Below are 23,717 nucleotides of genomic sequence, written 5' to 3'. Positions count from 1 at the left end.
CAGTGCTTTTTCTCACTTACTTGGTATCTGCACGATGAATTAATTCACGGGCCAACCCGTCCGCCGCCTTCCATATGTCGCCGGCGCCCATGGTCAACACCAAATCACCGCTTTTCACATGGTCGAGCAAAAAGGATTGAACTTCCTCTTTGCTCGGCATATAGCTAACATTCGTATTGCTATTTTGGCGTATCAATTCAACTAATCTCGCAGAGCTGATACCCTCGATTTGCTTCTCCCCCGCTGGGGAATAGATGTCGGTGATAATCACCTGATCCGCTTCGGAAAAAGCACGGCTGAACTGCTCAAACAAAAAGTAGGTTCGCGTGTAACGCTGCGGTTGGAATACCGCAGTGATCTTCTTTCCTGTCGCCTTAGCGGCGCTTATCGTCGCTTCAATCTCCGTCGGATGATGCGCGTAATCGTCGATGACCAGAATGTCATCCACCTCACCGAGCACTTGAAAGCGCCGTTTGGCACCACGGAAATCAGTGATCGCGCGTGCCACCTGCTCGAACGTAAGCCCCGCCTCCATACATGCGATCAGCGTCGCTAGCGCATTGTATACGTTATGTTTCCCCGGCACCGACAGCTGGATCGTCCCAAGAATGGCACCGCGACGTTCCACGTCAAAACGCACCTTCCGGTCGCCCAGTTTAACACTGCGGGCTATAAAATCGGCATCGGTTTCTATGCCGTAAGTAATCACTTCGCTCTGAATCTGCGGCAGCATTTGACGTAAGTGCGTATCGTCCTTGCAGATTACCGCTTTGCCGTCCGCTCTAACCTGGCTTAAAAATTGAGCGTATGCCTTCTTCAAGTTCTCAAAATCACCATTGTAATTTTCCAGATGATCCGCTTCAATGTTGTTCACCAGCGCAACGAGCGGGTGATATTGCAGAAAGGAACCATCGCTTTCATCGGCTTCAGCCACAACCCAATCACCTTTGCCGGCTTTTGCATTGCTGCCGACATTCATGATTTCTCCGCCAATAATAAACGTTGGATCCTGACCACACACTTCCAGGACGAGAGCGATCATGGATGACGTAGTGGTTTTACCGTGCGCGCCTGCGACAGCGATCCCCTTTTTTGCGTTCATCAAACGCGCCAGCATTTGTGAACGGTGCAGAATCGGAATCTGCATTTCCTCAGCAGCGACCATCTCCACATTATCCTTAGACAACGCGGTTGAGTAAACCACCACATCGGCGCCTTTTACATGATCCGCTTCGTGCCCAATATATACTTTAGCCCCTTTGGCAGCAAGCTTCTCCGTGAGCTCCTGCCCAGCCAGGTCGGACCCCGAAACTTCATATCCCATTTCAAGCATAACTTTGGCGATAGCACTCATACCATACCCGCCGATGCCGATAAAATGGATGTGCTCAGATGTATTCACGCCGCTCTCACCAGCCTTTTTCAGAATCGGTTTGATGTAGAATCCAGGATCTTACATCCCCTATCAAATATAATGTGCCGGAAACGACAGCCAGGTCGTCCTGTGCCGTTTTCTTTCTTACCAGCTCAACAGCTGCTTTCCAGCTAGGTTCTACGATGATTTCCACTTCAGAACGGCCCATCTCTCGTAAGAGCATTCCGGCTAAATCGGCGAGGCTAGCAGCGTCTTCTTTCTTATGCCAATCCGGCTCCGTAAGAATAAGGGTATCCACCAATGGTAGTATATGCCGCAAATAACCGGAATGATTCTTTGTCGAGAGCATTCCCATCACAAAATGTAATTTTTGGTACCGGTAAGTTTCCCGCAGAGCCTGGGCTAAGGCGGCTCCGCCTTCGGGATTATGCGCTCCATCGATCAAAATGCGCGGTTCCCGTGAGATCATTTCCAACCGTCCAGCCCATTGGGTAGCTTTCATTGCCTCAAACAGCACATCGTCTTCGACGATCAGCGCGTAATATTGCCGTAGAAGCTCTATAGCCATCAACGCAACCGCGGCATTTTGAAGCTGATGCTCGCCGTTCATCGATACTGCCACTCCCGTAATTGCCCGGAACGGGCCTGTAAAGTCAATCACCTGGTGATTCTCACCCGATGAGATGCGCTTGTAATGGAACTGCCTGTCCAATAGATACAATGTGCTCTGTTTGGACTTGGCCGTCTGTTGTACTACCTCTATTACGCCGGGCTGAGCTACCGCCGACACCACCGGGACACCCGGCTTGATGATAGCCGCTTTTTCGGCCGCCACCTTCTCCAGGGTGTCTCCGAGTACCTCCATATGATCATGACCGACGTTCGTAATAATCGTTAGAATAGGACTTACAATGTTGGTGGAATCCAGCCTGCCGCCGAGCCCCGTTTCCCACACGACGAAATCCGGGTAGACCACATGAGCGAAATACTCGATTGCCAACGCCGTCGATACCTCGAACATCGTCGGCTGACCCAACTCTGATGCGGCAATTTCGTCCACCAACGGCTTGAGGCGATTGACCACACGCAGAAGATCGTCTTCCGCGATATTCTCACCGTTGAATCGGATGCGGTCGGTATATTTCTCAATATACGGTGACGTGAACGTGCCGACGTCATACCCGCTTTGCTTGAGAACCTGGGTCAGATATGCGCAAACAGAGCCTTTGCCGTTTGTGCCGGCAACATGAATGAATTTGAGACGGCGCTCCGGATGGTCCAGCATTTCCATGAGCTTTTCCATGCGTTTCAGCCCAGGTCTAATGCCAAATTTGGCTAAATTAACGATCCAGTGCACGGCTTGAGCCGCAGTGGAAAATGCCGGTGCGGCGCTAGAAATATTTGCTTCGGCCATTGAACTCATCCTTTCAACTCTGCCAGACGCGCAATCACTTTATCCCGTTTATCCGCATAATCGGCGAGTTTGACTTTCTCTTCCTCAATGACCCTGGCTGGCGCCTTTGCGACAAACCCTTCATTGCGCAGCTTCTTCTCAATCCGTTCGACTTCGCCATGCAGTGTCTGCAGTTCCTTTTCCAGCCGGTTTAATTCCTGCGTGATATCAATCAAGCCCGCCAGCGGCAAATAGAGCTCCGCACCGGTGACGATGCCGGTCATTGCTTTGTCCGGGGTTTCCACGTTCAAGCCCACAGCAAGCACAGATGTGTTGCAAAAGCGCTGAATATACTCTTCGTTGCGATTCAGGATTGTGAGGGTGTCATCGCCGGACGGTTTGATGAGAAGTTCAATTTTTTTGCTCATTGGCACGTTGACCTCTGCCCGTATGTTACGCACAGTGCGGATGATGTCCATCAACAATTCCATCTCTCGCACGGCGTCTGCTGCTTCCCAGCGAGCTTCATGGACAGGCCACGCCGCCAATGTGATGGTCTCTCCTTCATGCGGCAGATGCTGCCATATTTCCTCGGAAATAAATGGCATAAATGGATGAATCAAGCGCTGGGTGCGATCCAGCACATAGGCGAGCACTGACTTAGTGGTCTTCTTCGCCTGCTCATCGTCACCGTATAACGACAGCTTGCTAAATTCGATATACCAGTCACACAGATCATCCCAGATAAAGTTATACAGCAGCCGTCCTGTCTCGCCGAACTCATAAGCGTCCATCAACCGGGTGACGTCACGCACAGTCTCATTCAAACGGTGCAGTATCCAACGGTCGGCTGTTTTCAACGGACCGCTCAAGTCGATATCTTCCACTGTAAAGTCGCCCAGGTTCATCAAGGCGAAGCGGGAAGCGTTCCATATTTTGTTGGCAAAATTACGTGCCTGCTCTACCTTCTCCCAGCGGAAGCGCAGATCTTGTCCGGGCGTCGAGCTCGTGGAAAGCATAAAACGCATCGCATCCGCTCCGTACTTCTCGATGACTTCGAGCGGATCCACGCCATTGCCGAGCGATTTGGACATCTTGCGCCCTTCAGCGTCACGTACCAGCCCGTGGATAAGTACATCTTTGAACGGAATCTCACCGGTAAATTCCAGGGCGGTGAAGATCATCCGCGCCACCCAAAAATAAATGATGTCATAGCCCGTCACGAGCAGACTGGTAGGATAGAACCGCTTCATATCGTCTGTGTTCTCAGGCCAACCCAATGTGGAAAAAGGCCACAATCCTGAACTGAACCAGGTATCCAGTACGTCCTCATCCTGTGTGAGATTCGTGCTGCCGCACTTGCTGCATTGCTCGACTTCCTCGCGGGCTACATGCACCTCACCGCACTCCTGGCAGTGCCACGCAGGTATCCGGTGACCCCACCATAACTGACGCGATATACACCAGTCACGCACGTTCTCGATCCAGTGCAGATAAATTTTCTCAAACCGGTCCGGAATAAACTGTGTTCCGTTGCCGGATTTTTGCGCTTCAATCGCACGCTCGGCTAGCGGCTTCATGCGGACGAACCATTGAGTAGACAAATAAGGCTCAATTACCGCGCCACTGCGCTCGCTGTGGCCTACTTGATGCACATGGTCTTCAATTTTCTGCAGCACGCCGAGCTCTTTCATGTCGGCCACGATCTGTTTGCGGCAGTCGAAGCGATCCAATCCGTTGTATTTGCCGGCATTCGCATTCATCGTGCCCGTTTCATCCATCACCAGAATCTGCGGCAGATCATGGCGTTGACCTACCTCAAAGTCGTTCGGATCGTGAGCAGGGGTGATCTTCACGGCCCCGCTTCCGAATTCTTTCTCAACGTATTCGTCAGCGACGATCGGAATTTCCCGGCCGATGATCGGCAGCACCAGGGTCTTACCGATCAGATGCTTATAGCGATCATCGTCCGGATGCACTGCAACCGCCGTGTCGCCCAGCATCGTCTCTGGACGTGTAGTGGCAACTACGATGTGTTCGCTGCTATCTTTAACGGGATATTTCAAATGGTACAGATGTCCCTGCACCTCTTTGTATTCAACTTCAATATCAGACAGTGCCGTGCGGGCAGCAGGATCCCAGTTAATGATATAATTGCCCCGATAGATGAGCCCCTTCTCATACAGCTTCACGAACACTTCACGGACTGCCTTGGACAACCCTTCATCCAAAGTAAAACGTTCACGCGAGTAATCTAGCGACAAGCCCATTTTCGCCCATTGCGAATGGATGGATTCCAGATAACGATCCTTCCATTCCCATACTTTTTCGACAAACTTCTCACGACCCAAGGTATGACGGCTTATGCCTTCTTCCCGCAGCCTTTGTTCAACTCTCGTTTGCGTCGCGATTCCGGCGTGGTCTGAGCCCGGCAGCCAAAGCGTGTCGTACCCTTGCATCCTTTTTGTGCGGATCATTATATCTTGGAGGGTACAGTCTAGCGCGTGGCCGATGTGAAGCATGCCTGTAACATTCGGCGGCGGTATGACTATGGTGTACGCTTCAGCATCAGCGCGCTGTCCGGCCGAGAAATATTCGCCCTTCAGCCAATAATCGTACCACTTACGCTCTGCTTCCTTCGGGTCGTAGGTGGTGGGCATTTGCGTCGTTTTTGCTTCTTCCATTATACGTTCCTCCATTTATCGTTGCTTTTAGTGTAATCGCGACTGAAATTTCATCGCGGGTTATCGCAAAGCTGAGCGCGGGTCTCACCACTGCATTAACACAGACTTTTGCTCCGCTTACATCTTCTTCCAAATATCGTATAAACAACAAAAATCCTTCCGCCTCAAAGGACGAAAGGATAGACTTCCGTGGTACCACCTTTATTCCGCACCGGCTCGTCACATCCAACCTGATACGGCTGGTGCTAAGATGACGTGAAACGAGAGCCCTGCGGCACTTCGACAGATAACGGCTGTGGCCGGCAATGTCTAGATGCCTCAACGCATCCGCCATACTCCGTTGAAAAGCGGGGTGGCGGCTTTGTTCCAGGCATGTGAACATTGCAACTCCAGGGCGACTTCGGCGAGTTACATCCAACAGAACCTCTCAGCGCTGCAGTTCCGCTCTCTTGTGGGTTGGCTGCCTACTATTCCCTCTCCAAGTTATTCAACCTTTTCATTATTCCTATGATAAACAACATTAACCCTAGAGTCAATACGGATTACGCCCATGAGCGTGTTATGTCCTATTATTACCAAAACGCACCCTAATCAAACCCGCTGCCAGGCTGATTTAGGGTGCCAAGTATGAGCATTAATCGAAGTGTCACTGTGGGATGTACACAATTTGGCCCGCGATCACGTCGTTGTCCCCGAGCCGGTTCAACAGTGCGATTTCGCGTGGATTGAGATCATATCGCTTCGCGATTGATTCCAGGGTCTCTTCCTTTTGTACGATGCACAGCCTGATGCGGCGGAACTCGTTCTGCTCTTTGTTCGAACTGAGCAGCAGCTTTTTCCATTCCAGCTTTTCGCCCTTTCCAGGCGGTTGAGCATCGGCAGGCGCTTGCGCCTCAGGCTCTTTTGCCTCTGTGTGGACGCTGTGCTGGCTCTGCAGCAGAGAGGTAAATCCGGCGGAACCAACAGCCGAGTCGTTTTCCGGCTGCTTGCCGGCAAAAGCAATTTTCAGATCTTTCTTGTGGTCCGGCTGGATGGTGGCGGGTTCCGAGGTCTCCGCGTTCACCGGCACCGCTGCAGTGTCGGCAAATGCCTCGGCCTGTGGATTCGCCGGCTCCGGCTCGACTATGTCCGCATTGGCCTGCTGAACGTCAGTCGTCTGATCTTCACTGTCGGTCGACTGGGTAGCAAAGCTCCCCTGGGCCGGCTCTTCCGGTCGATCATTGTCCGGCCTGTCGACACTCTGCACGGCACCACTGGGGGTATCCTCTGCCTCCTCAGCGTGGACACTTTTCTTTTGATCGCTCACGGTTTTCTCTGACCGTATATCGCCGGCCTCTGCCTGCTCACGTCGTAACTGTGCAGATGCAACGTCATGTTGGGCAGCAGGAAGTTGTTCTGGCACCGACGCACTGGCTGCCAAGCGGGTGTCGGGTATGGAACTGGCCGGCAGAGACTCCGGCTCCTCCGCTTTCGGTGCAGCTGTCGGCGCAGAAGCGATTTCGGATGCGGCTGGATTGGACGCGGTGTCAGGCTCGGCTTCCGCTGCTGTGGATACAACTGTTGTATCCGATGCGGATGGTATTGGCACGGACCAAGTCTGGACGGCCGATACTTTGGCATCAGATGCTGTTTCCTGAACTGTCGGTGCCGATAGGGACTCGGGTTCGGGCTCCGATCTAGGCACAGATGTTACTTCTGACTGAGATGGTTGCAATGTGTGCTGCTCCTGTGTCACAGTCTTCTGCGCAGCAGTCTCTGTCGGTGGGGCAGGCACCGGTTTCACGTTTGCCAATTCAGCCTTCGCCAGCGTCTGCTCCGCTTGTCCAAAGCTGACATTGGCGCTCGGATCGTCGTTCGCGTTGTGCATTTGTGCTGCAGTCAGGGGTGCCTCGCTGTCAGCAGCGTCAGGGGTTCGCCGGTTAGCGTGTGCCGGCTGCGGCGCTTCATGCACAAACACAACCTCGTCTTCCATCTCAGCCCATTGCTCAGAGGCGCCGAAGTTGACTACCTCCAGTCCGTGCAGAGACAACACACCCGTTATGTTCAAACTGCGCGCAGATAACAAGTCAACATCAAAATTTTCGATTTCCACCGCGATGTCTTCAACCCGATGTACCCTGTTCATGGGGAGCGTTATTTCAACCGGAATGAGATGCTCCAATGTCCGGTGCATTATATCCTGCTCGTCTAGGTATGTGCCTGTTAATAGCAGATTGCCTCTCAGCAAAGCCTGCTCGCCCTGCGGTAACACTTGGATATGCGGCATGAGCTCCAATTCTTCCAGCTCCTTAATGCCAGCGACTCCGTCTGACAAATGCACTCGTTCATAAATATCAAAACGTAATCCACCTTGCTGCTCCGCCAATGTCATGTCCTCCCTCCACAAACTATGCTAAAAAACCGAATCAGTCGGATGATCAGTTTCGCCGTCTATAATTTATATGGTTTGTGGGGAAGCAGCATGACTATATTTTTTGCAGCGCTGTATACAACTGCAACATATCTGCCGGCCAAGGCGCACCAACCTCTTCCCGGCGTCCGGTCAACGGATGAGCAAACGACAGCTTTTCACCGTGCAGTGCTTGCCTTGTGAACCGATCGAGTGCTCCTCCATACAAGGCATCGCCCACGATTGGATGGCCTATATGGCTCAGATGGACGCGGATTTGGTGTGTCCTTCCCGTCTCCAGCCGCAGCCGCATCAGTGCGGCATCCTTAAGGTGCTCCACCACTTCGTAGTGTGTCACGGCATGTTCCCCGCTCTGCGAAGCCCGGCGCCGTGATGCATGATGACGGTCTCTTCCGATCGGCGCATCGATGATACCCGACTGTACAGCCGGATGGCCCTCTACCAGAGCCACATACGTACGTTCTATACTTTTGCTCCGCATCGCCTCATCCAGCACAAGCTGTGACCATTCGTGCTTTGCATAGAGCACAGGTCCGGTCGTATTCTCATCGAGCCGATGAATGTGGCGCACTTTGCAGTGCTGGCCTGTAACTGCATAGTATGAAGCCACCGCATCCGCCAACGTGCTCTTCCCGCACCGGTCTTGTTGACCGTCCCCGTGCACCTTCATCGACGCCGGCTTGTTTGCAACGAGGCAAAAATCATCCTCAAAAAGCACTTCTAGCGGATACCAGTCCGTCATATCTTGTAGGGATTCATTTGGGAACAGACGGAGCCTGGCACGTGTACCTTTCATCGCTAGACCGCCGGAATTCTTCAACTTCGACAAATAACCGTCGGAGATATGAATGTATTTCTTCAATTCTTGCGCCGACTCCAATGTTTCAGGCAGTACGAGCTCCAGCCATTCACCTTTTTTTTGCCACGACAGCATCTATTTCCGCTCCTTTTTGTAATAGCACAGACCATATCACACTATGCCGGCCAGACACAGGACAAAAGGCAAACATAACCACCGCCATTTCCAATGTAGTACCATACAACGTGTATCGATTCACAACGTCTTACTCCACTTCTAGTCGACCGGGCCGCTGCAAAAGACGCGCGTTAAGTTTCTTCATTTTAACAAAAACCGCATTGGACCTCAAAAAAGCTGAATTTATAGCACTTTCCAATGCTTGCTAATCTATTAAACCAATAGATTCTATGGTAAAATAAACAAGATTTGGCTGAAATATCCGCTGCAGTTGACACTAAAAGCCCAGGAGTGAAATATATTGAGCACTGCTTTACAATTATTCAATACAGCCAGTCAACACCTTCGGTACTGGAGCTGGCTAAAACGGTCATTATTGCTCGCAGCTGTTCTTGGCTTCATGGCCTCCAGCTTCTTGTTCATGACGCCGCCGGGCACGGACATTCGTCTTTGGCTGGCCCACTCTGTGATTATCACTCAGCACCGCGAATGGGCATGGATTTTTGTAGGAGCTGCACAGCGCGATGAATTGGTGCGCAAAATGCATTTAGAAGTGGAAGAAAACGCACAAGAAAAACAAGACATGGGACTTATCACACACAAGCAGCACGAGCGCGAGCGCTCAATTGACGAGCTCATTAAGGTAGAGGATATTTCCGGCAAGCTGTGGAAAGGCAAAAAGATGTATGTCTTCGATCCGACGTCGATCCGCGTCATGACGCCATCGAAGCCCGGTGAGGGCGAGAGAATCACCTCCATGGTCAAACGCACGGGCGCTGTTGCCGGTGTAAACGGAGGCGGCTTCGGTGACCCGGAAGGACTCGGAAACGGTTTCGCGGCGCTGGGTGCGATCATCTCGGGTGGAGAAATCATCTTCACTGACCAGGACGGCAGCATTAAGCAACACATTGTAGGCTTCACCAAGGACGGCACTTTGGTTATAGGGAAGTATGATATGTTCGAACTGAGAGACATGGGCATCTCCGAAGCCGCTTCCTTTTATCCTCGTGTAATCGCTAATGGGAAACCGCTGCCGATCACCGACCCGAGCCGCGCTCCACGCACCGCGGTGGGACAAAAGGCCGATGGAACTGTCATCTTCATCATCATCGACGGACGGCAAGCGCATAGCGTTGGCGCGACACTCAAAGAAGTACAGACCCTCTTTCTGCAAGAGGGCGCTGTGAATGCAGGCTTTTTGGACGGAGGCGCCTCTTCAGAAATGGTCGTTGGCGGTGAACTGATTACAAAGCCTTCCAGCCGCTATGGCGAGCGCCGCCTGCCTTCAGCTTTCCTTGTGTACGATCGCCCAGAAGAAGTGAGAGCTCTTCGGGTATGGGACGGAATAGACAAAATTGATGCCGGTGGCGCGCATGACCATCCTGAGTTTTTGCAGGAGCAAGCTGAAAAGAAGACGAAGCAAAAAAACAATCCGACGACACCAGGCAAGCGGGAAACAACCGCGCCCGATGGGCCGGCTGTGCCTTCCACCGGCAGCTCCGCAACGAAGCCGGCGGTGACGAATAAGTCATCTGCTGAAACTAACAAGAAGGAATCGACCGCACCTAAGACAGTGCCGACAGATGCAAGCGAAGAGAAATCGTCTACCGATGCAGCCACCCAGGCACCCAGCGGCAGCAAAACGGTGCCGGCCAAGCCTGACGGTGATGACACAACGCAAAACAACGACATGAAAGCGAACACCAAACCGAACGCACCTCTGCCCGGCGCGCCGTCTACCAGCAGCGCCAACATACAAGATGGCGGCTCTCCAACGAGCGGCGGCAGCACCGTGCAAATGCGGGACACCTCCACGCCTGCCGCGCCAAAGCAAGCCGCGCCGCTAACGCCTGGCACACCAGCTGCGCCTACTGTGCCCGCAGCACCTGGGAGTGTCGGAAACTAACCAACTTTTGTACGGCAGCCAATCCCACCAGCTAGTGCCGAGAAACGGGGAACGGACGTTGCCTGAACCTCACCGCATTCATCCGCGCAGCCAGCGGCAATGGAGAAGCCAGGATTGTTTGCGATCATTCCAATGGTGCGAACGACAAAACGCCTCTCCGCAATGGGAGGGGCGTCTGGTTACATTTATAGTTGCTTTAGTGCTTGATGATGCGCATCAATCGTTGATTCGATGTCTTCGTCAGTATGGGCAGTTGACACGAACATGCCTTCAAATTGCGATGGCGCCACGCTTACGCCTGCATCAAGCATGGCTGCAAAATAACGGTTGAACCGCTGCAGATCAGCTGTTTTGGCGGTATCATAATTGACCACCCGCTGATCCGTGAAGAACGGACAAATCATCGAACCAACTCTGTTAATCGTTGAGGCTACACCCAACTCGCGTGCATTGGCCTCGAAGCCCTCTTGTAACCGGGCGGATTTCCGCTCCAGCTCCTCGTACACGCCCGGCATACCCAACAGCCGCAAAGTAGTGTAGCCGGCCGCCATAGCCAGCGGATTGCCGGACAATGTTCCGGCTTGATAAATCGGACCGCTTGGCGCAATCATTTCCATGATCTCCCGTTTGCCACCGTATGCGCCGACCGGTAGACCGCCACCAATGATTTTACCGAGACAGGTGAGGTCCGGCGTAATTCCATATAACCCCTGCGCACTATGCAAACCAACTCGGAAGCCTGTCATCACTTCATCGAAAATGAGCAAGCTGCCGTAACGGCTCGTCAGATCGCGCAATCCTTGCAAAAAGCCCGGTTGAGGCGGAACTACGCCCATATTGCCGGCCACCGGCTCCACAATGACTGCGGCGATTTCTTCACCGAACCGCTCGAAAGCCAGCCCGATTGACTCTAAATCGTTATAAGGTACCGTAATGGTATTAGCAGCAACACCTTCAGGAACACCTGGGCTGTCAGGAAGCCCTAACGTTGCAACACCCGAGCCGGCTTTAATCAGAAGCGAGTCGGCATGACCATGGTAACAACCTTCGAATTTTACAATCTTTGAGCGTTTCGTATAGCCCCTGGCCAACCTCAAAGCGCTCATCGTCGCCTCCGTGCCTGAGTTGACCATGCGAACCATCTCGATAGATGGCACTCGATCAATGACGAGACGAGCCATTTCGGTCTCAAGCTCAGTTGGCGCCCCGAAGCTCGTCCCCAGCTCAGCAGTCTCCTTAAGCTGCTCTATAATTTCTGGATGGGAGTGCCCTACAATGAGCGGCCCCCAGGAGCCAACGTAATCGATAAACTCATTACCATCGATATCGTATACCTTGGAGCCGACGGCCTTCTCTATGAATAACGGCGTTAATCCGACCGACTTAAACGCGCGTACCGGACTGTTAACACCTCCGGGAATAAGCTGCTTTGCCTCTTGAAACGCTTGCGCAGAGCGCGCATCCTTCCGTGTTCCTCTTTTTGTCATCTGAATCCCCCCTTGTACTTCCGTTGCGAATTGCGGCCTGCTCACCGCTTGCCGTGATTCAATCATCGGCGCACTTTATTGCAGTCTACTAAGCAGGCTTAGTTATTTGCCGAATCACATCATTTGCCGTCAACCAAAGCATATACCTCGTCACTCAATGTTGCCATATACAATGGATCCGTATTGAGAGAAGGCGTACGCTCCAGATGAATCCCAAGCTCACGTGCCGTTTTTTTCGCCTCGATATCAAGGTCATACAACACTTCAAGATGATCTGATACGAAACCGATCGGACACACTAACACATTTTTCACATGCTCTTCTTTGCTCACCGTGCGCAGCAAGTCCAAAATGTCCGGGCCTAACCACGGCGTCCCTGTTTGTCCTGCACTTTGCCAACCAAACTGCCAGTTAGTGACTCCGGTTTGCCCTGCAATTGCTCGTGACGTTTCCATAAGCTGGTCCGGATACGGATCACCCATCTCCCGTATTTTTTCCGGCAGACTGTGGGCTGTGAACAGCACTCGAATTTCATCTTTCGGCGTGTCGCCAAACCTGGCGAGTGTGTCGGTTACCCGCTCGGACAACGCCTGTATCAAACGTGGATGCAAATGATAGCTTGTGACAAACTTGATAGGCAAGCCAAGCTCAGCCGCTTTCGCCTCTGCCCGTTTAATATAGCCGCCGATGCTCATTACTGAATAATGAGGTGCCAATACAATGCCTACGGCCTCTTTAACGCCATCCTTTACCATCTGTTCCACGCCATCCTCGATAAAAGGAGCTGCGTGCTTCAACCCCTGATAACAGGAGAAAGCCAGCTCCGGATGGTCCGCGTTTAAGCGGTCCTCTAACGCTTTTACCTGCTTGTCGGTATTTTCTTTCAGAGGAAAGACACCGCCCACGATCGCCTCGTAACGATCTGTCAGATCTTTTAGCTGTTCAGCTGTAGGTGGATTTCCCCGCCGGATATGGGTATAGTAGGCCTCTACTTGCTCTAAGCTTTCCGGACTTCCGTAGGACATCACCAAGACGCCAATTCTGCGCTTCATGTTGTATCACCCTTTCTGACTCGTTTTAGCTAGCGCAACTCTGGAATAGGAATGAATGAATTCCGTCAGCTCGCGCAGTTTTTCAAGAGAAGCCTCGGGAAATAGTCCATGTCCCAAATTGAATATATAGCCGGGCTGTTGGATGCCCTCGTCGATAATAGATTTGGCCTGCTCCTGGATTACCTGCATGGGTGCGGTTAGCACATAGGGATCGAGATTGCCCTGAACTGCGTAGTTCGGACCTACCCTTCTGCGGCCTTCTGCGATGGACACACGCCAGTCGAGCCCTATCACGTCCGCATCAATGTCACCTAAGAGCGGCAGCAATTCTCCGGAACTCACGCCCGGAAAGTATATTTTAGGCTGCTCCAGAGCCTTAAGTTCAGCGAAAATGCGCTTCACGGTCGGCAGCACATACCGCTTAAAATCATTCGGCGACAAAGCGCCTACCCAGCTGTCAAACAATTGCACCGCTTTTGCCCCGGCCGCAATATGAGCTTTCAAATAGGTAATCACCATGTCGCCGAGCTTATCCATCAGTTTGAACCAGATGCCTGGTTCGCTGTACATTAGCGTTTTGGTACGGATGTAGCTTTTACTTGGTTTTCCTTCAATCAAGTAGCTCGCTATGGTGAATGGAGCGCCGGCGAACGTAATTAACGGAACCTTGAGCTCGCCTGAGAGGATTTCGATTGTTTTGATAATGTGTGACAGGTCCTTGTCTACCTGAATCGGGCGCAGTGTCTCAACGTCCGCAGCAGATTGGATAGGATTGTGGATCACGGGCCCTATGTTTTTGACAATATCAAAATCAATACCGATAGAAGCGACCGGGTTCATAATATCCGAGTATAAAATAGCCGCATCCACGCCCAGCTTCTTCACCGGCATCATCGTGACTTCCGCTGCGAGCTCAGGCTGCTGACAAATTTCAAGCAGACTGTATTTCTCCTTAATTTTACGATAATCCGGATCGTAACGCCCCGCCTGCCGCATATACCAAACAGGCAGCGCGTCGACGGGCTCCCGCTTGCACGCTTTAATAAACGTATCGTTATAATTCATCCGTATTCCTCATTTCCGTAAACTTCCTCTTGTCTAATCATATTATGCCCTATTTGGGAACCGCTAACAACCGGAACCCCCTATAGATTCCGACAAAAGTATGACAAGAACCGGGTCCGCAGATATAGCAAAACCTAGCACAATGCGCGCTAGGTCAGAGTCTCTAGAAAGTGCCTAAATGGAGCTGACAGAGGCTTCAACGCTCCTCGCGCAGCCATGCGGCTACGTCCTTGGCGAAATAAGTGATTATCAGGTCTGCGCCTGCGCGCTTAAAACCTATCATAGTTTCCATGACGATCGCGCGCTCATCGATCCAGCCCTTCATCGCCGCAGCCTTGACCATAGAATACTCGGCACTCACATTGTAAGCCACCAGCGGTAAATCAAACTGATCGCGCAGGGTGCGGATCATGTCCATGTATGCTAAAGCAGGCTTTACCATCAAGAAATCCGCGCCTTCGGCCACATCGGATTCCGCTTCGCGCAACGCCTCACGAGCGTTGGCCGGGTCCATCTGGTACGTTTTACGGTCGCCGTACTGCGGGGCGGAATGCGCTGCATCGCGGAACGGACCGTAGTAGGCGGAAGCATATTTCACCGAATAGGACATGATAGGCACCTGCTCGAAGCCAGCCTCATCCAGACCGTGCCGGATCGCGTCGACAAAGCCGTCCATCATGTTGGAAGGTGCAATGATATCCGCGCCCGCCTCAGCTTGGGATACTGCCGTTTGCACAAGCAGCTCCAAGGAGGCATCGTTGATCACTTCCGCGCGCTGCGTTTTCTCATCGAGGTGAACCACGCCGCAATGGCCGTGGTCTGTAAACTGGCAAAGGCAGGTGTCAGCTATGACCAGCAGATCCGGATAGAGCTCCTTCACGCGGCGGGTAGCCTGTTGAACGATGCCGTTCGGGTCATAAGCCGAGCTGCCATGGGCATCCTTACGCTCAGGCACGCCGAACAACAGCACGGCTTGAATACCTAGAGCGACGACTTCGTGAATTTCTTCGTCCAAGCGGTCCATTGACCAATGGTACACGCCGGGCATAGAAGGGATCTCTTCCTTGATATTCGTGCCGTGGGTAACGAAAATAGGATAGATTAGATCATTTACCGTGATATTTGTCTCTCTCACCAAGCTGCGCAGTGCGTTGGAACCGCGCAATCTCCGATTGCGAACGATTGGAAAACTCATACGACTCCCCTCCATGTTGGTTATATATTGTAAAAGCGATCATTGCTGTGCTTGATATATAAGCTTTTTACCAGTGCATTCACGGTGGCCTCATCCGGCATGAAATCGACGGACAATCCCGCGTCTGTTGCAGTTCGAGCCGTCATAGGCCCAATGCATGCAATCTGACAAGGTTTGAGAAGGTCTAAAGCATCATCTGCCCCAAGCTCTGTCAGAGCGCGCAGCAGATTGGTTACTGTGGATGAGCTGGTAAAAGTAATAATATGAATGGCTCTTTGCCGCAGCAGCTCGATTACATCCGCTCCCCCGCTTGTCTCCAAAACCGTCTCATACACATCCACTTCCGTGACTTCCAGCCCCATCTGCCGAAGCTTGGCAGGCAAATATTCCTTGGCTATATCCGCGGTTGGCAGCAGTGCCCGCTGCCCCGGCTTTAGTTCTGCCTGAATCGCAGCCAGCAGCTCATCGCCTTGAAATTTCGCAGGCAGTGCTTCTGCAAATATACCATACCGTTCAAGGGCTTCTGAAGTTTTCGGGCCAACCGCCGCCACGCGGGCGCCGGCAAGACCACGCACATCGATCCGGTGGTGGCGAAGCTGGTGAAAGAAATGCTCCACGCCATTCACACTCGTGAATAGTACCCAGTTATAATCTGCTAGATGGCGGAGTGCGGCAGCCAATGCCTCTTTGGCGTCTGGCTTGGATGGAGGCTGTATCCGAATGACCGGAAACTCTACAGCTTCGCCGCCCAAGTCCTCGATTTGGTTCACAAGTTCACTTGCCTGACTACGGGCACGCGTAACGAGAATACGTCGGCCGAACAGTGGCTTTTTCTCGAACCAAGCAAGCTTTTCACGCAGCCGTACGACATCGCCTACGATGATCACCGCAGGAGACTGGAAGTTGGCTGCTTTCACTTTTGCCACAATGTTGATGAGAGTGCCCGTGAGAGTCTCCTGCTCCATCCATGTACCCCAACGGATTAGAGCCACCGGTGTGGTTGGCAGCTTGCCGCCGTCGATCAACCTATTGCAGATGAATTCCAAGTTGGCTACGCCCATTAGAAAAATGAGTGTTCCCGACGCCTGCGACAAGTTCTCCCAGTTCACATTGCTATACGTCTTATTCTGATATTCATGCCCCGTGACGATGGAGAATGAGGAGGTAAAGTCCCGATGTGTGACAGGAATGCCCGCGTAAGCCGGCACTGCGATGGCAGAAGTAATACCCGGCACAATTTCGAACCGGATGCCATGTTCCGCCAAAAGCTCCGCTTCCTCACCCACGCGTCCGAATACGCTCGGGTCGCCCCCTTTTAACCGGGTGACGGTTTTTCCTTGTAAAGCTAAATCAACAAGCAGTTGGTTAATTTCCTCCTGCTTAAGCATATGTTTATCCGGCAGCTTGCCGACAAAAATTTTCTCCGCGCCCGGCTTCATATGTTTTAGAAGCCGCGGACTTGCCAAACGATCGTATACGACCACATCGGCCCGTTCGACAGCCTGAAGCCCACGAATTGTAATCAGCTTCGGATCGCCTGGCCCGGCCCCTACGAGATATACGACGCCTTTGTCCACAATCCTCAACCCCTCACCTTGGCCAGAATGTCCGCGGCGCCCTGCGCAATCAGTACGTCCGCTAACTCCTGGCCGAGCTTGATCGGATCAGTTCCGATCATCGTTTCCTTGAGCATGCGCTCGCCGTCCGGCGAGCCAACCATGCCCGTCAACGTGATCGTGGCGTTCGCGCCTTTGCCGGCTATTGTGGCGTAGGCTCCGATCGGCACCTGGCAGCCGCCGTTGAGTCTGCCAAGGAAGCTGCGCTCCGCCGCGACAGCCAAGGTCGTCGGCGCGTCGCTGTAGTGCTTGAGCAGCTCAAGCACGAAATCATCGCCGCCCCTGCATTCGACGCAGAGCGCACCCTGCCCTACGGCAGGAAGGCAGACCTCGGGCGGCAAATAAGCGCTGATGCGATCCTCCCAGCCAATCCGCCGCAGACCGGCGGCGGCCAGCAGTATCGCATCGAAGCCTTCGGATTCGAGCTTCTTCAGCCTCGAATCAATATTTCCTCGCATCGACTCAATCCGCAGGTCGGGGCGGTGGTGCTGCAGCTGGCATGAACGCCGCAAGCTGCTCGTGCCCACCTTCGCCCCGGGAGGCAGCTCGTCGATGCCGGCGGCACCGCGCGTGATGAGGCAATCCCGCGGATCTTCACGCAGCGGCACCGCACCGATAACAAGCCCTTCCGGCAGTTCCCAGGGCATGTCCTTCATGCTGTGTACGGCCAGATCAATCTCTCCATCGAGCAATGCCTGCTCGATCTCCTTCACGAATAAGCCTTTGCCGCCTACCTTGGACAAAGTAACGTCCAAAATGCGGTCTCCTTTGGTCACAATTTTTCTCAGTTCGAATTCGCATGCAATGCCATGCTTCCGACACAGCTCGCGCAAGTGATCAACCACTTGGCCTGTCTGTGTGAGCGCTAGCGCACTCTGTCTCGTTCCCACTACAATCTTACGCATGCCATCCTCCCTTTCCCCGGTGTATGTAAATTGCTCTCATGTCTCACCGTTTTCGTCTGCCATTTCTCTTAGCCAAACTCCCAGCCGCTCTATTCCGCTTACAGTGGGATCAACCTTTATCCGCTCTATCATCTGTCCCTTGATGAAGCTATCCAACCGTCCTGACCGAATCCAATCAAGCAGCTGCCACTCCAGCATCGCTTTGAACATTTGCTGGCGATAAGCGGCCTCGCGCACGCTCGATTGTATCTGTACACGGAGCTCTTGCAGCAGATCCAGATACTCCTCATATTCAGCGCCGAACGTGCGCTCCAATTCCTCCCGCACCCGCTTGGCAACGAGAGGGCTGGCACCACCCGTCGAAACGGCAATGACCAGCTTGCCCCTGCGCACCACGGCAGGTACGATAAAACCACTATGCAGCGGATCATCGGCCACACTAACCAGCTTACCCATCCCCTGCGCTTCCAAACGGACCGCCGAATTCACCGGCGCTTGATCAGTTGCGGCAAAAACCAGCAGGGCATTCTCCAATTGCGTCATGCCAGGCTCATAACTCTGGCGAACTAGCGAGACCAGCCCGTCACGGCTCCATTGCTCCAGCCGTGGCGTCCACGCCCGGCTGATCACGGTCACCGCCGCACCTGCATCTATCAATGCCTCCGCTTTACGCTCGGCCACGAGACCGCCGCCGATAATGACACACGGCTGTCCCGCCAAATCGAGCATCAGCGGATAGTAGTTTTTGTGTGTCCGTTCTATCAATTCCGCCCCTCCTCTAACATACTAGCTGCGAAAATTCACAGAACAGATCAGGACCATTGATGGAACGTAGAGTAAAAATTGGCGAACACCACATTCAATGCCATGATGAAAAATGCGGCCAGATTCCACATCGCCAATTTATTTCCCGGTGTATGCAACACGAGCCGTTGAAACAAATAGAAGATATAAACTAAAAGGACGAACCAAGAGTTAATCACTTTAGGATCGAAGAATAACGCCATATCTCCCTCCAGCGCGATCCACACAATCCCCAATGAGATTCCAAGGAGCAACAGCGGTGCTCCCAGAATGACCGAAACATATGCATAGTGATCCGTTTTATCCAAGCTGGGCAGCCGCTGCATCAGCTTCGACCACTTTTTCTCCTTCAGCTGGCGGTGCAAAAACAAGTACATCCCTGAAAAAACAGCTGCAACGGCAAACGCCGTGTATCCTGCGATTGACAGGCTTACATGTATAAACAATAATTCATCATTAATCTTCCATGAAGCGAGCGTCGGCGATACATTAGGATTGCTGAAAAAATTCAGCGCCAACACAGCAAATCCTATAACATTCACAAGAAACACAAACAGTTCAATCCGAAAAAACCGGTTTACGATCAGAGACACCGTTACGAGTAACCATGATAACATAAATAGTGTCTCAAACAGTGAATAGGCCGCCGTGCGGTTGTGCACCACCAGGTTGTAGATTAAATAAGCGGTTTGCAAAACCCATACAAAAGAAAGTAACCCTGCGCCCATCCGTTTTGCACTTCGATTCGGTCCGATAAAGTCCGAGAAGTAAAACAGGAGGCTCAGGGCGTATATATATAGTATAACATCATACAGCCAGCTTTTCGTAACCATTGACCAAGGCACCTCTTCCGATTACGATTTGGCCAAGGCATCGGCAGGATTCAATGTAACGTTTGTGATCAAATCTTCCTTCCAACGAACCTCAGTACTGCCTGCTTCCATCTGCCGCGCGGCTTGCTCCGCACGCTCCTGCTCCGCCAATTGCTCCTCAAGCGCAAATATTTTGGTGAAATACTCCAAAGCCTGATCGCCATGCTGCTCGGCTGCCATTTCTTTGATCCGGTTCACCGGGTCACGAAGCATCTGATTCACAATGCTTTTAGTTAGCTTGCGAATCACCTTCAGCTCACGCTCATCCAAATCCGGCAGCTTCTTCATCAAGCTGTCCATAGTTTCTGCATGAATAGCGTTAGCCTTCTTCTGTAAGGCTTGAATCACGGGACTGACACCCAAAGTCTTCGTCCATTGCTCGAACGCCTGTATCTCTGCGGAGATCATTTCTTCAATCAGTGCGGCTGCTTTACGCCGTTCCTGCAAATGATTGTCAACGATCGTCTGCAGATTATCGATATCATACAAAAACACGTTCGGCAGCTCGCCGATAGCCGGATCCAAATCACGCGGCACCGCAATATCGATCATGAACAAAGGTCTGGACCGTCGTTTTTGCAGTGCATCGGCGACCTGCTCACGCGATAGGACCAAGCCTGCGGAACCGGTGGAGCTGATGACAATGTCGACTTCCTCCAGGTAATCCAGCAGCTTGTCCATGGCACAGGCCACCCCGTGAAACTTTCCGGCCAGCTCCTGTGCACGGCTGAGCGTTCTGTTCACCACGATAACTTTATCCGCTCCGTTGGAGTACAAATGCTTAACCGTCAACTCACTCATCTTGCCCGCGCCTATGATCATCACTTTTTTATGATCATAGCTTCCGAAAATTCGTTTACCAAGCTCTACAGCAGCGTAACTGACGGATACGGGATTCCCCCCGATACCGGTCTCCGTGTGAGCCCGTTTTGCCATGGTTACCGCCTGCTTGAACAGCGTGTTCAGAATAACACCGGTTGTTTTAGTCTGCTGGGCTAACTCCAATGCATCCTTGACCTGGCCCAGAATCTGCGTTTCGCCAATGACCATGGAATCGAGTCCGCTCGCTACATGGAAAAGGTGATCGATAGCTCTCTCATTCTCATAAATATATAAATGCTTGCTAAACTGCTCCCGCGGTACGCCAAACCAATTCTCGATATACCCGCGCAGATAGTTGTCGCAGAGATTTTCACGATCCACCACTACATACAATTCCGTGCGGTTGCAGGTGCCTACTATGACACATTCCATTACGCTCTTTGTCTCTTTCAGTTTAATCAAAGCTTGTGTCAAATCCTGCTCCGCAAATGTAAACTTTTCACGGATTGCAACCGGGGCCGTGCGATAATTCAAGCCCGCTACAACAATATGCATAGATAATCACCTGCCCCCCGCAACATTTCTCGAATTATTATAGCATACAATTACAAGCTGACCGACAAACTTTTTGTATAAACTGTGAATGCGCAGCTGAGCAAAAAGCTGGCTGTCCAGGAAATACCTAGACACTTGTTTATTCTAAACCGCAGGCCGCTACATTATACTGTGACACGCGCGCGCGCCTGAGTAACCGCTGCTTTTGCCATACCGCTTACCTTATTGCAAAAGCTTTTTGCGGAGCAGATCCGCTACCGCTTTATCCGTCTTTGCGAGCTTCTCATTCTGTGAGGCCACGATTTGATTTCGCGGGGACATGAGCTTACGGTACGCTTCATACAGCTCAGCATAGTGGTGCCGAACCTCCGCCAGTGTCTGTGCTTCCTCTGCTTTTAGCGGCCTCTGTCCGCCAATCTGCAGTCGCACAACATACTGCATCAGCTGTGACAGACCCCGCAGCGGTGCCACCTCTTCTTCACCATATGCGAGAACCAGGTGTTCATGTGTGAAATTAGCCGTGTAAATCGCCTGCCGCAGCGCATCCAAGCGGCCAGTGTCCTGCGCTTTGTCCATGTCGTGCAAAAAACTGCCCAGCATCTCCATTTGAAACAGAGAAACCTGATACAACAGCTTTCCCGCGTCCTCCTTATGGGACGGCTGATTGAGCATGCCGTAAATCTGATACGCCGGCCAGCCAAGCAGAAAGAGAATAAGTATATAAGTGAAAAATTTAGCCTTTTTCATTGTCTGTTGTGCGCCCCCGTTCCTACCCGACAATGACATCCAAGCTCCACTTCAATAGTCTATGGGGACGCAAGATAACAAATAACCACGGATAGCTCCGTGGTTATCATTCTTTATCCAAAGATACTTTAATTTATTTCGTGAACTGTACTTGTTTAATTTCCGGTGTCTCCACAACAAGTTCACCCATGCCGCGGACAAGCTTCTTCGCGTGCGTCGTCTCAGGTTTCAGCACGGAAACCATATAGTCGATAGCCAACTGCGGATCAACTGTTTCACCGCAAGTGTAACAATCTAATGCAGCGAAACCTTTCTCAGGATAAGTATGAATGGAGAGATGACTTTCCGACAATAATACGAGAACTGTTGCACCTTGTGGTTCAAATTGTTTGGATTGCACCGACATTACGGTGGCCCCACATGCTTCAGCAGCTTCTACCATTTGGGCTTGTAACCATTCTGCATTGTTGAGAAGATCAAAGTCGACCCCCCAAGTATCTACAGCAACGTGTCTTCCGAAAGTTGAGTATTCCATCCTTCGGTTCCCCCTTCCTAGGAATAAAATGTTTGAAAAATTTCATCCGCTAGGACCTACGTCATTCACTTCCCGAGGGAATAATCTCTCGCAACATTCAATGTCCTGAGTGAATCCTGGTTCCTATTTTGTTTTCAACGAGAATAAAAATAACATCTATTGCCCAGAAATGCAATACTTTTTTGAAAAGTTTGCTGTTTAATCTCACCGCAGTTCACACAATGTCTAAGATATGCCAATGAAGTGAATCGGTGCAATCGACGATGCGGAACAAAAAAAAGCAAAAACAAATCTTCCGTCCCTCATTGGAGGCCGGAAGACTGCACGTAAGTCTGATTATATTGTCAAGCTTCGAGTACGAACAGGTGATGTGTAAGCTCTGCCAGACGGCGATCGATGTGTTCGCGCACGGCGGTCTCATCAATAGCATTTCGCAGGTCAAGCATGCTGTTAATTTGAAACTTCACTCGGCTAATTTCTTGTTCCACTTCATCCTTGCGGAATAACTGTTCAAGTTCGCCCATTGTATCCTTATATGCATAGATGATTTTCTGTTGGCTGTTCCTAAGTTCCATAATTTTCACGACAGTGCCCCGCTCGTATTCATACACCATTGTGTAAGTCTCATAATGGCGGTGGACGATGGCACTGCCCTTGAACGCAGCAACGGCTTTTCGCATCAGGTTAACCAAATTTCTGTTCGTTATCCGGCATGTTCCCCGGCAGACATAGGCGCCAGACTGGCGTTCAAACGAGAGAACAATCTCTTGGCCTGCATCATCGAGTAAAACTACTTCTTGGTTTCCGTTTTCCAATATTCTGACCCTCATTGAAGCCTGATGGTCGACAAACATCTGAATAAACATGGCCATCTCGGCTTCCGTCAGCTGTAGGCAGGTTTTGACATATTCAGTCGCTAACCTAATTGCCATAAAAATCCCTCGATTCTTTAATTTCGGACCTTGAAGCCTTAACACTATATTAATTCGCTCTATACATTATACTACATAAATATTTAATAGTCCTGCCGTCTTTTCATTGAATTCCGTTGAATTTCTGAAAAATCTGCTTTTTCTCAGCGGGATTTCAAATTATCATTTGAATCCCTCTGATTACCTTGCGAAGTTCTGCGCTTCCCTGCCTAACGTAAAAACATCGCACAGGCTTTTGCACCCAGACTGTACGGCTAAGAGAACCTTATGAGCTGCAGACGCAAACTCCCGCTCTTACAGTGGAATTACCTTTTTTGACTGCTTTCGAATCAGGGTGCTGTGTTTTTGTGTCGATGCCGTTCCGCCACCAACACAAAAAGCCATAT

At 51.6% G+C, this 23,717-nt stretch carries 18 protein-coding genes; 1 reads left to right on the top strand and 17 read right to left on the bottom strand.

What is annotated here, in order from left to right; all coding sequences use genetic code 11:
• Positions 1–16: 16 nt before the first annotated feature.
• The 5 genes from murC to CBW46_RS15785 form a co-directional block, all read right to left on the bottom strand.
• On the bottom strand, positions 17–1,402 hold the full coding sequence (murC, locus tag CBW46_RS15810) for a UDP-N-acetylmuramate--L-alanine ligase (protein WP_089200964.1): 1,386 nt from the start codon (positions 1,400–1,402) through the stop codon (positions 17–19).
• Between the two features lie 7 nt (positions 1,403–1,409).
• Entirely contained in the window at positions 1,410–2,798 is a 1,389-nt protein-coding gene (locus CBW46_RS15805) for a bifunctional folylpolyglutamate synthase/dihydrofolate synthase (protein WP_424446567.1), read from the bottom strand.
• Entirely contained in the window at positions 2,795–5,452 is a 2,658-nt protein-coding gene (locus tag CBW46_RS15800) for a valine--tRNA ligase (RefSeq protein ID WP_089200962.1), read from the bottom strand. The genes CBW46_RS15805 and CBW46_RS15800 overlap by 4 nt, the downstream gene beginning before the upstream one ends.
• A 646-nt stretch (positions 5,453–6,098) precedes the next feature.
• Positions 6,099–7,817 carry a LysM peptidoglycan-binding domain-containing protein gene (locus CBW46_RS15795; protein WP_243633343.1) on the bottom strand — a complete coding sequence of 573 codons (1,719 nt, stop codon included), beginning with the start codon at positions 7,815–7,817 and terminating at the stop codon, positions 6,099–6,101.
• A gap of 100 nt (positions 7,818–7,917) precedes the next feature.
• Positions 7,918–8,796, bottom strand: coding sequence for an RluA family pseudouridine synthase (locus tag CBW46_RS15785; protein ID WP_089200961.1), 879 nt, complete (start codon positions 8,794–8,796; stop codon positions 7,918–7,920).
• A gap of 343 nt (positions 8,797–9,139) precedes the next feature.
• Here CBW46_RS15785 and CBW46_RS15780 point away from each other — a divergent pair, with 343 nt between their 5' ends.
• Entirely contained in the window at positions 9,140–10,744 is a 1,605-nt protein-coding gene (locus tag CBW46_RS15780; protein WP_243633342.1) for a phosphodiester glycosidase family protein, read from the top strand.
• A gap of 185 nt (positions 10,745–10,929) precedes the next feature.
• Here CBW46_RS15780 and hemL read toward each other — a convergent pair whose 3' ends face one another.
• The 12 genes from hemL to CBW46_RS15720 all read right to left on the bottom strand — a co-directional run bounded on the left by hemL (position 10,930) and on the right by CBW46_RS15720 (position 23,331).
• Positions 10,930–12,231 carry a glutamate-1-semialdehyde 2,1-aminomutase gene (gene hemL, locus CBW46_RS15775; protein ID WP_089200960.1) on the bottom strand — a complete coding sequence of 434 codons (1,302 nt, stop codon included), beginning with the start codon at positions 12,229–12,231 and terminating at the stop codon, positions 10,930–10,932.
• Between the two features lie 119 nt (positions 12,232–12,350).
• A complete protein-coding gene (gene hemH, locus CBW46_RS15770) occupies positions 12,351–13,283 on the bottom strand; it encodes a ferrochelatase (protein WP_089200959.1) in 933 nt (310 codons plus the stop codon).
• A 6-nt stretch (positions 13,284–13,289) separates the two neighbouring features.
• Positions 13,290–14,348: a uroporphyrinogen decarboxylase gene (gene hemE / locus CBW46_RS15765; RefSeq protein WP_089200958.1), complete on the bottom strand. Its 1,059-nt coding sequence runs from the start codon at positions 14,346–14,348 to the stop codon at positions 13,290–13,292.
• 196 nt (positions 14,349–14,544) lie between these two features.
• Positions 14,545–15,543 (bottom strand): porphobilinogen synthase, encoded by a 999-nt coding sequence (gene hemB / locus CBW46_RS15760; protein ID WP_089200957.1) that lies wholly within the window; start codon positions 15,541–15,543, stop codon positions 14,545–14,547.
• 20 nt (positions 15,544–15,563) lie between these two features.
• Positions 15,564–17,120 carry a uroporphyrinogen-III C-methyltransferase gene (gene cobA, locus CBW46_RS15755; protein WP_089200956.1) on the bottom strand — a complete coding sequence of 519 codons (1,557 nt, stop codon included), beginning with the start codon at positions 17,118–17,120 and terminating at the stop codon, positions 15,564–15,566.
• Positions 17,121–17,125: 5 nt separating this feature from the next.
• Positions 17,126–18,064 carry a hydroxymethylbilane synthase gene (gene hemC, locus CBW46_RS15750; protein WP_089200955.1) on the bottom strand — a complete coding sequence of 313 codons (939 nt, stop codon included), beginning with the start codon at positions 18,062–18,064 and terminating at the stop codon, positions 17,126–17,128.
• Positions 18,065–18,100: 36 nt separating this feature from the next.
• Positions 18,101–18,829 carry a precorrin-2 dehydrogenase/sirohydrochlorin ferrochelatase family protein gene (locus tag CBW46_RS15745; protein WP_089200954.1) on the bottom strand — a complete coding sequence of 243 codons (729 nt, stop codon included), beginning with the start codon at positions 18,827–18,829 and terminating at the stop codon, positions 18,101–18,103.
• A 47-nt stretch (positions 18,830–18,876) separates the two neighbouring features.
• Positions 18,877–19,701 carry a cytochrome C assembly family protein gene (locus CBW46_RS15740; RefSeq protein WP_089200953.1) on the bottom strand — a complete coding sequence of 275 codons (825 nt, stop codon included), beginning with the start codon at positions 19,699–19,701 and terminating at the stop codon, positions 18,877–18,879.
• A gap of 21 nt (positions 19,702–19,722) precedes the next feature.
• Positions 19,723–21,117: a glutamyl-tRNA reductase gene (gene hemA, locus CBW46_RS15735; RefSeq protein ID WP_089200952.1), complete on the bottom strand. Its 1,395-nt coding sequence runs from the start codon at positions 21,115–21,117 to the stop codon at positions 19,723–19,725.
• 222 nt (positions 21,118–21,339) lie between these two features.
• A complete protein-coding gene (locus CBW46_RS15730; protein ID WP_089200951.1) occupies positions 21,340–21,864 on the bottom strand; it encodes an S-adenosylmethionine decarboxylase in 525 nt (174 codons plus the stop codon).
• Between the two features lie 133 nt (positions 21,865–21,997).
• A complete protein-coding gene (gene speD / locus CBW46_RS15725) occupies positions 21,998–22,399 on the bottom strand; it encodes an adenosylmethionine decarboxylase (protein WP_089200950.1) in 402 nt (133 codons plus the stop codon).
• 344 nt (positions 22,400–22,743) lie between these two features.
• Positions 22,744–23,331 carry a non-ribosomal peptide synthetase module gene (locus tag CBW46_RS15720; RefSeq protein WP_165842345.1) on the bottom strand — a complete coding sequence of 196 codons (588 nt, stop codon included), beginning with the start codon at positions 23,329–23,331 and terminating at the stop codon, positions 22,744–22,746.
• Positions 23,332–23,717 lie beyond the last annotated feature (386 nt).

The sequence above is a fragment of the Paenibacillus xerothermodurans genome (genome assembly GCF_002220865.2).
Lineage (GTDB): Bacteria > Bacillota > Bacilli > Paenibacillales > NBRC-103111 > Paenibacillus_S > Paenibacillus_S xerothermodurans.
This window is presented reverse-complemented; position numbering and strand designations above follow the sequence as displayed.

Excerpts from the sequence above, each read along its gene's own strand:
- CBW46_RS15805 (WP_424446567.1), bottom strand. The coding sequence starts at position 2,798 with ATGAGTTCAATGGCCGAAGCAAATATTTCTAGCGCCGCACCGGCATTT.
- CBW46_RS15800 (WP_089200962.1), bottom strand. The coding sequence starts at position 5,452 with ATGGAAGAAGCAAAAACGACGCAAATGCCCACCACCTACGACCCGAAG.
- CBW46_RS15785 (WP_089200961.1), bottom strand. The coding sequence starts at position 8,796 with ATGCTGTCGTGGCAAAAAAAAGGTGAATGGCTGGAGCTCGTACTGCCT.
- hemL (WP_089200960.1), bottom strand. The coding sequence starts at position 12,231 with ATGACAAAAAGAGGAACACGGAAGGATGCGCGCTCTGCGCAAGCGTTT.
- hemH (WP_089200959.1), bottom strand. The coding sequence starts at position 13,283 with ATGAAGCGCAGAATTGGCGTCTTGGTGATGTCCTACGGAAGTCCGGAA.
- hemE (WP_089200958.1), bottom strand. The coding sequence starts at position 14,348 with ATGAATTATAACGATACGTTTATTAAAGCGTGCAAGCGGGAGCCCGTC.
- hemB (WP_089200957.1), bottom strand. The coding sequence starts at position 15,543 with ATGAGTTTTCCAATCGTTCGCAATCGGAGATTGCGCGGTTCCAACGCA.
- hemC (WP_089200955.1), bottom strand. The coding sequence starts at position 18,064 with ATGCGTAAGATTGTAGTGGGAACGAGACAGAGTGCGCTAGCGCTCACA.
- CBW46_RS15740 (WP_089200953.1), bottom strand. The coding sequence starts at position 19,701 with ATGGTTACGAAAAGCTGGCTGTATGATGTTATACTATATATATACGCC.
- hemA (WP_089200952.1), bottom strand. The coding sequence starts at position 21,117 with ATGCATATTGTTGTAGCGGGCTTGAATTATCGCACGGCCCCGGTTGCA.
- CBW46_RS15730 (WP_089200951.1), bottom strand. The coding sequence starts at position 21,864 with ATGAAAAAGGCTAAATTTTTCACTTATATACTTATTCTCTTTCTGCTT.
- speD (WP_089200950.1), bottom strand. The coding sequence starts at position 22,399 with ATGGAATACTCAACTTTCGGAAGACACGTTGCTGTAGATACTTGGGGG.
- CBW46_RS15720 (WP_165842345.1), bottom strand. The coding sequence starts at position 23,331 with ATGGCAATTAGGTTAGCGACTGAATATGTCAAAACCTGCCTACAGCTG.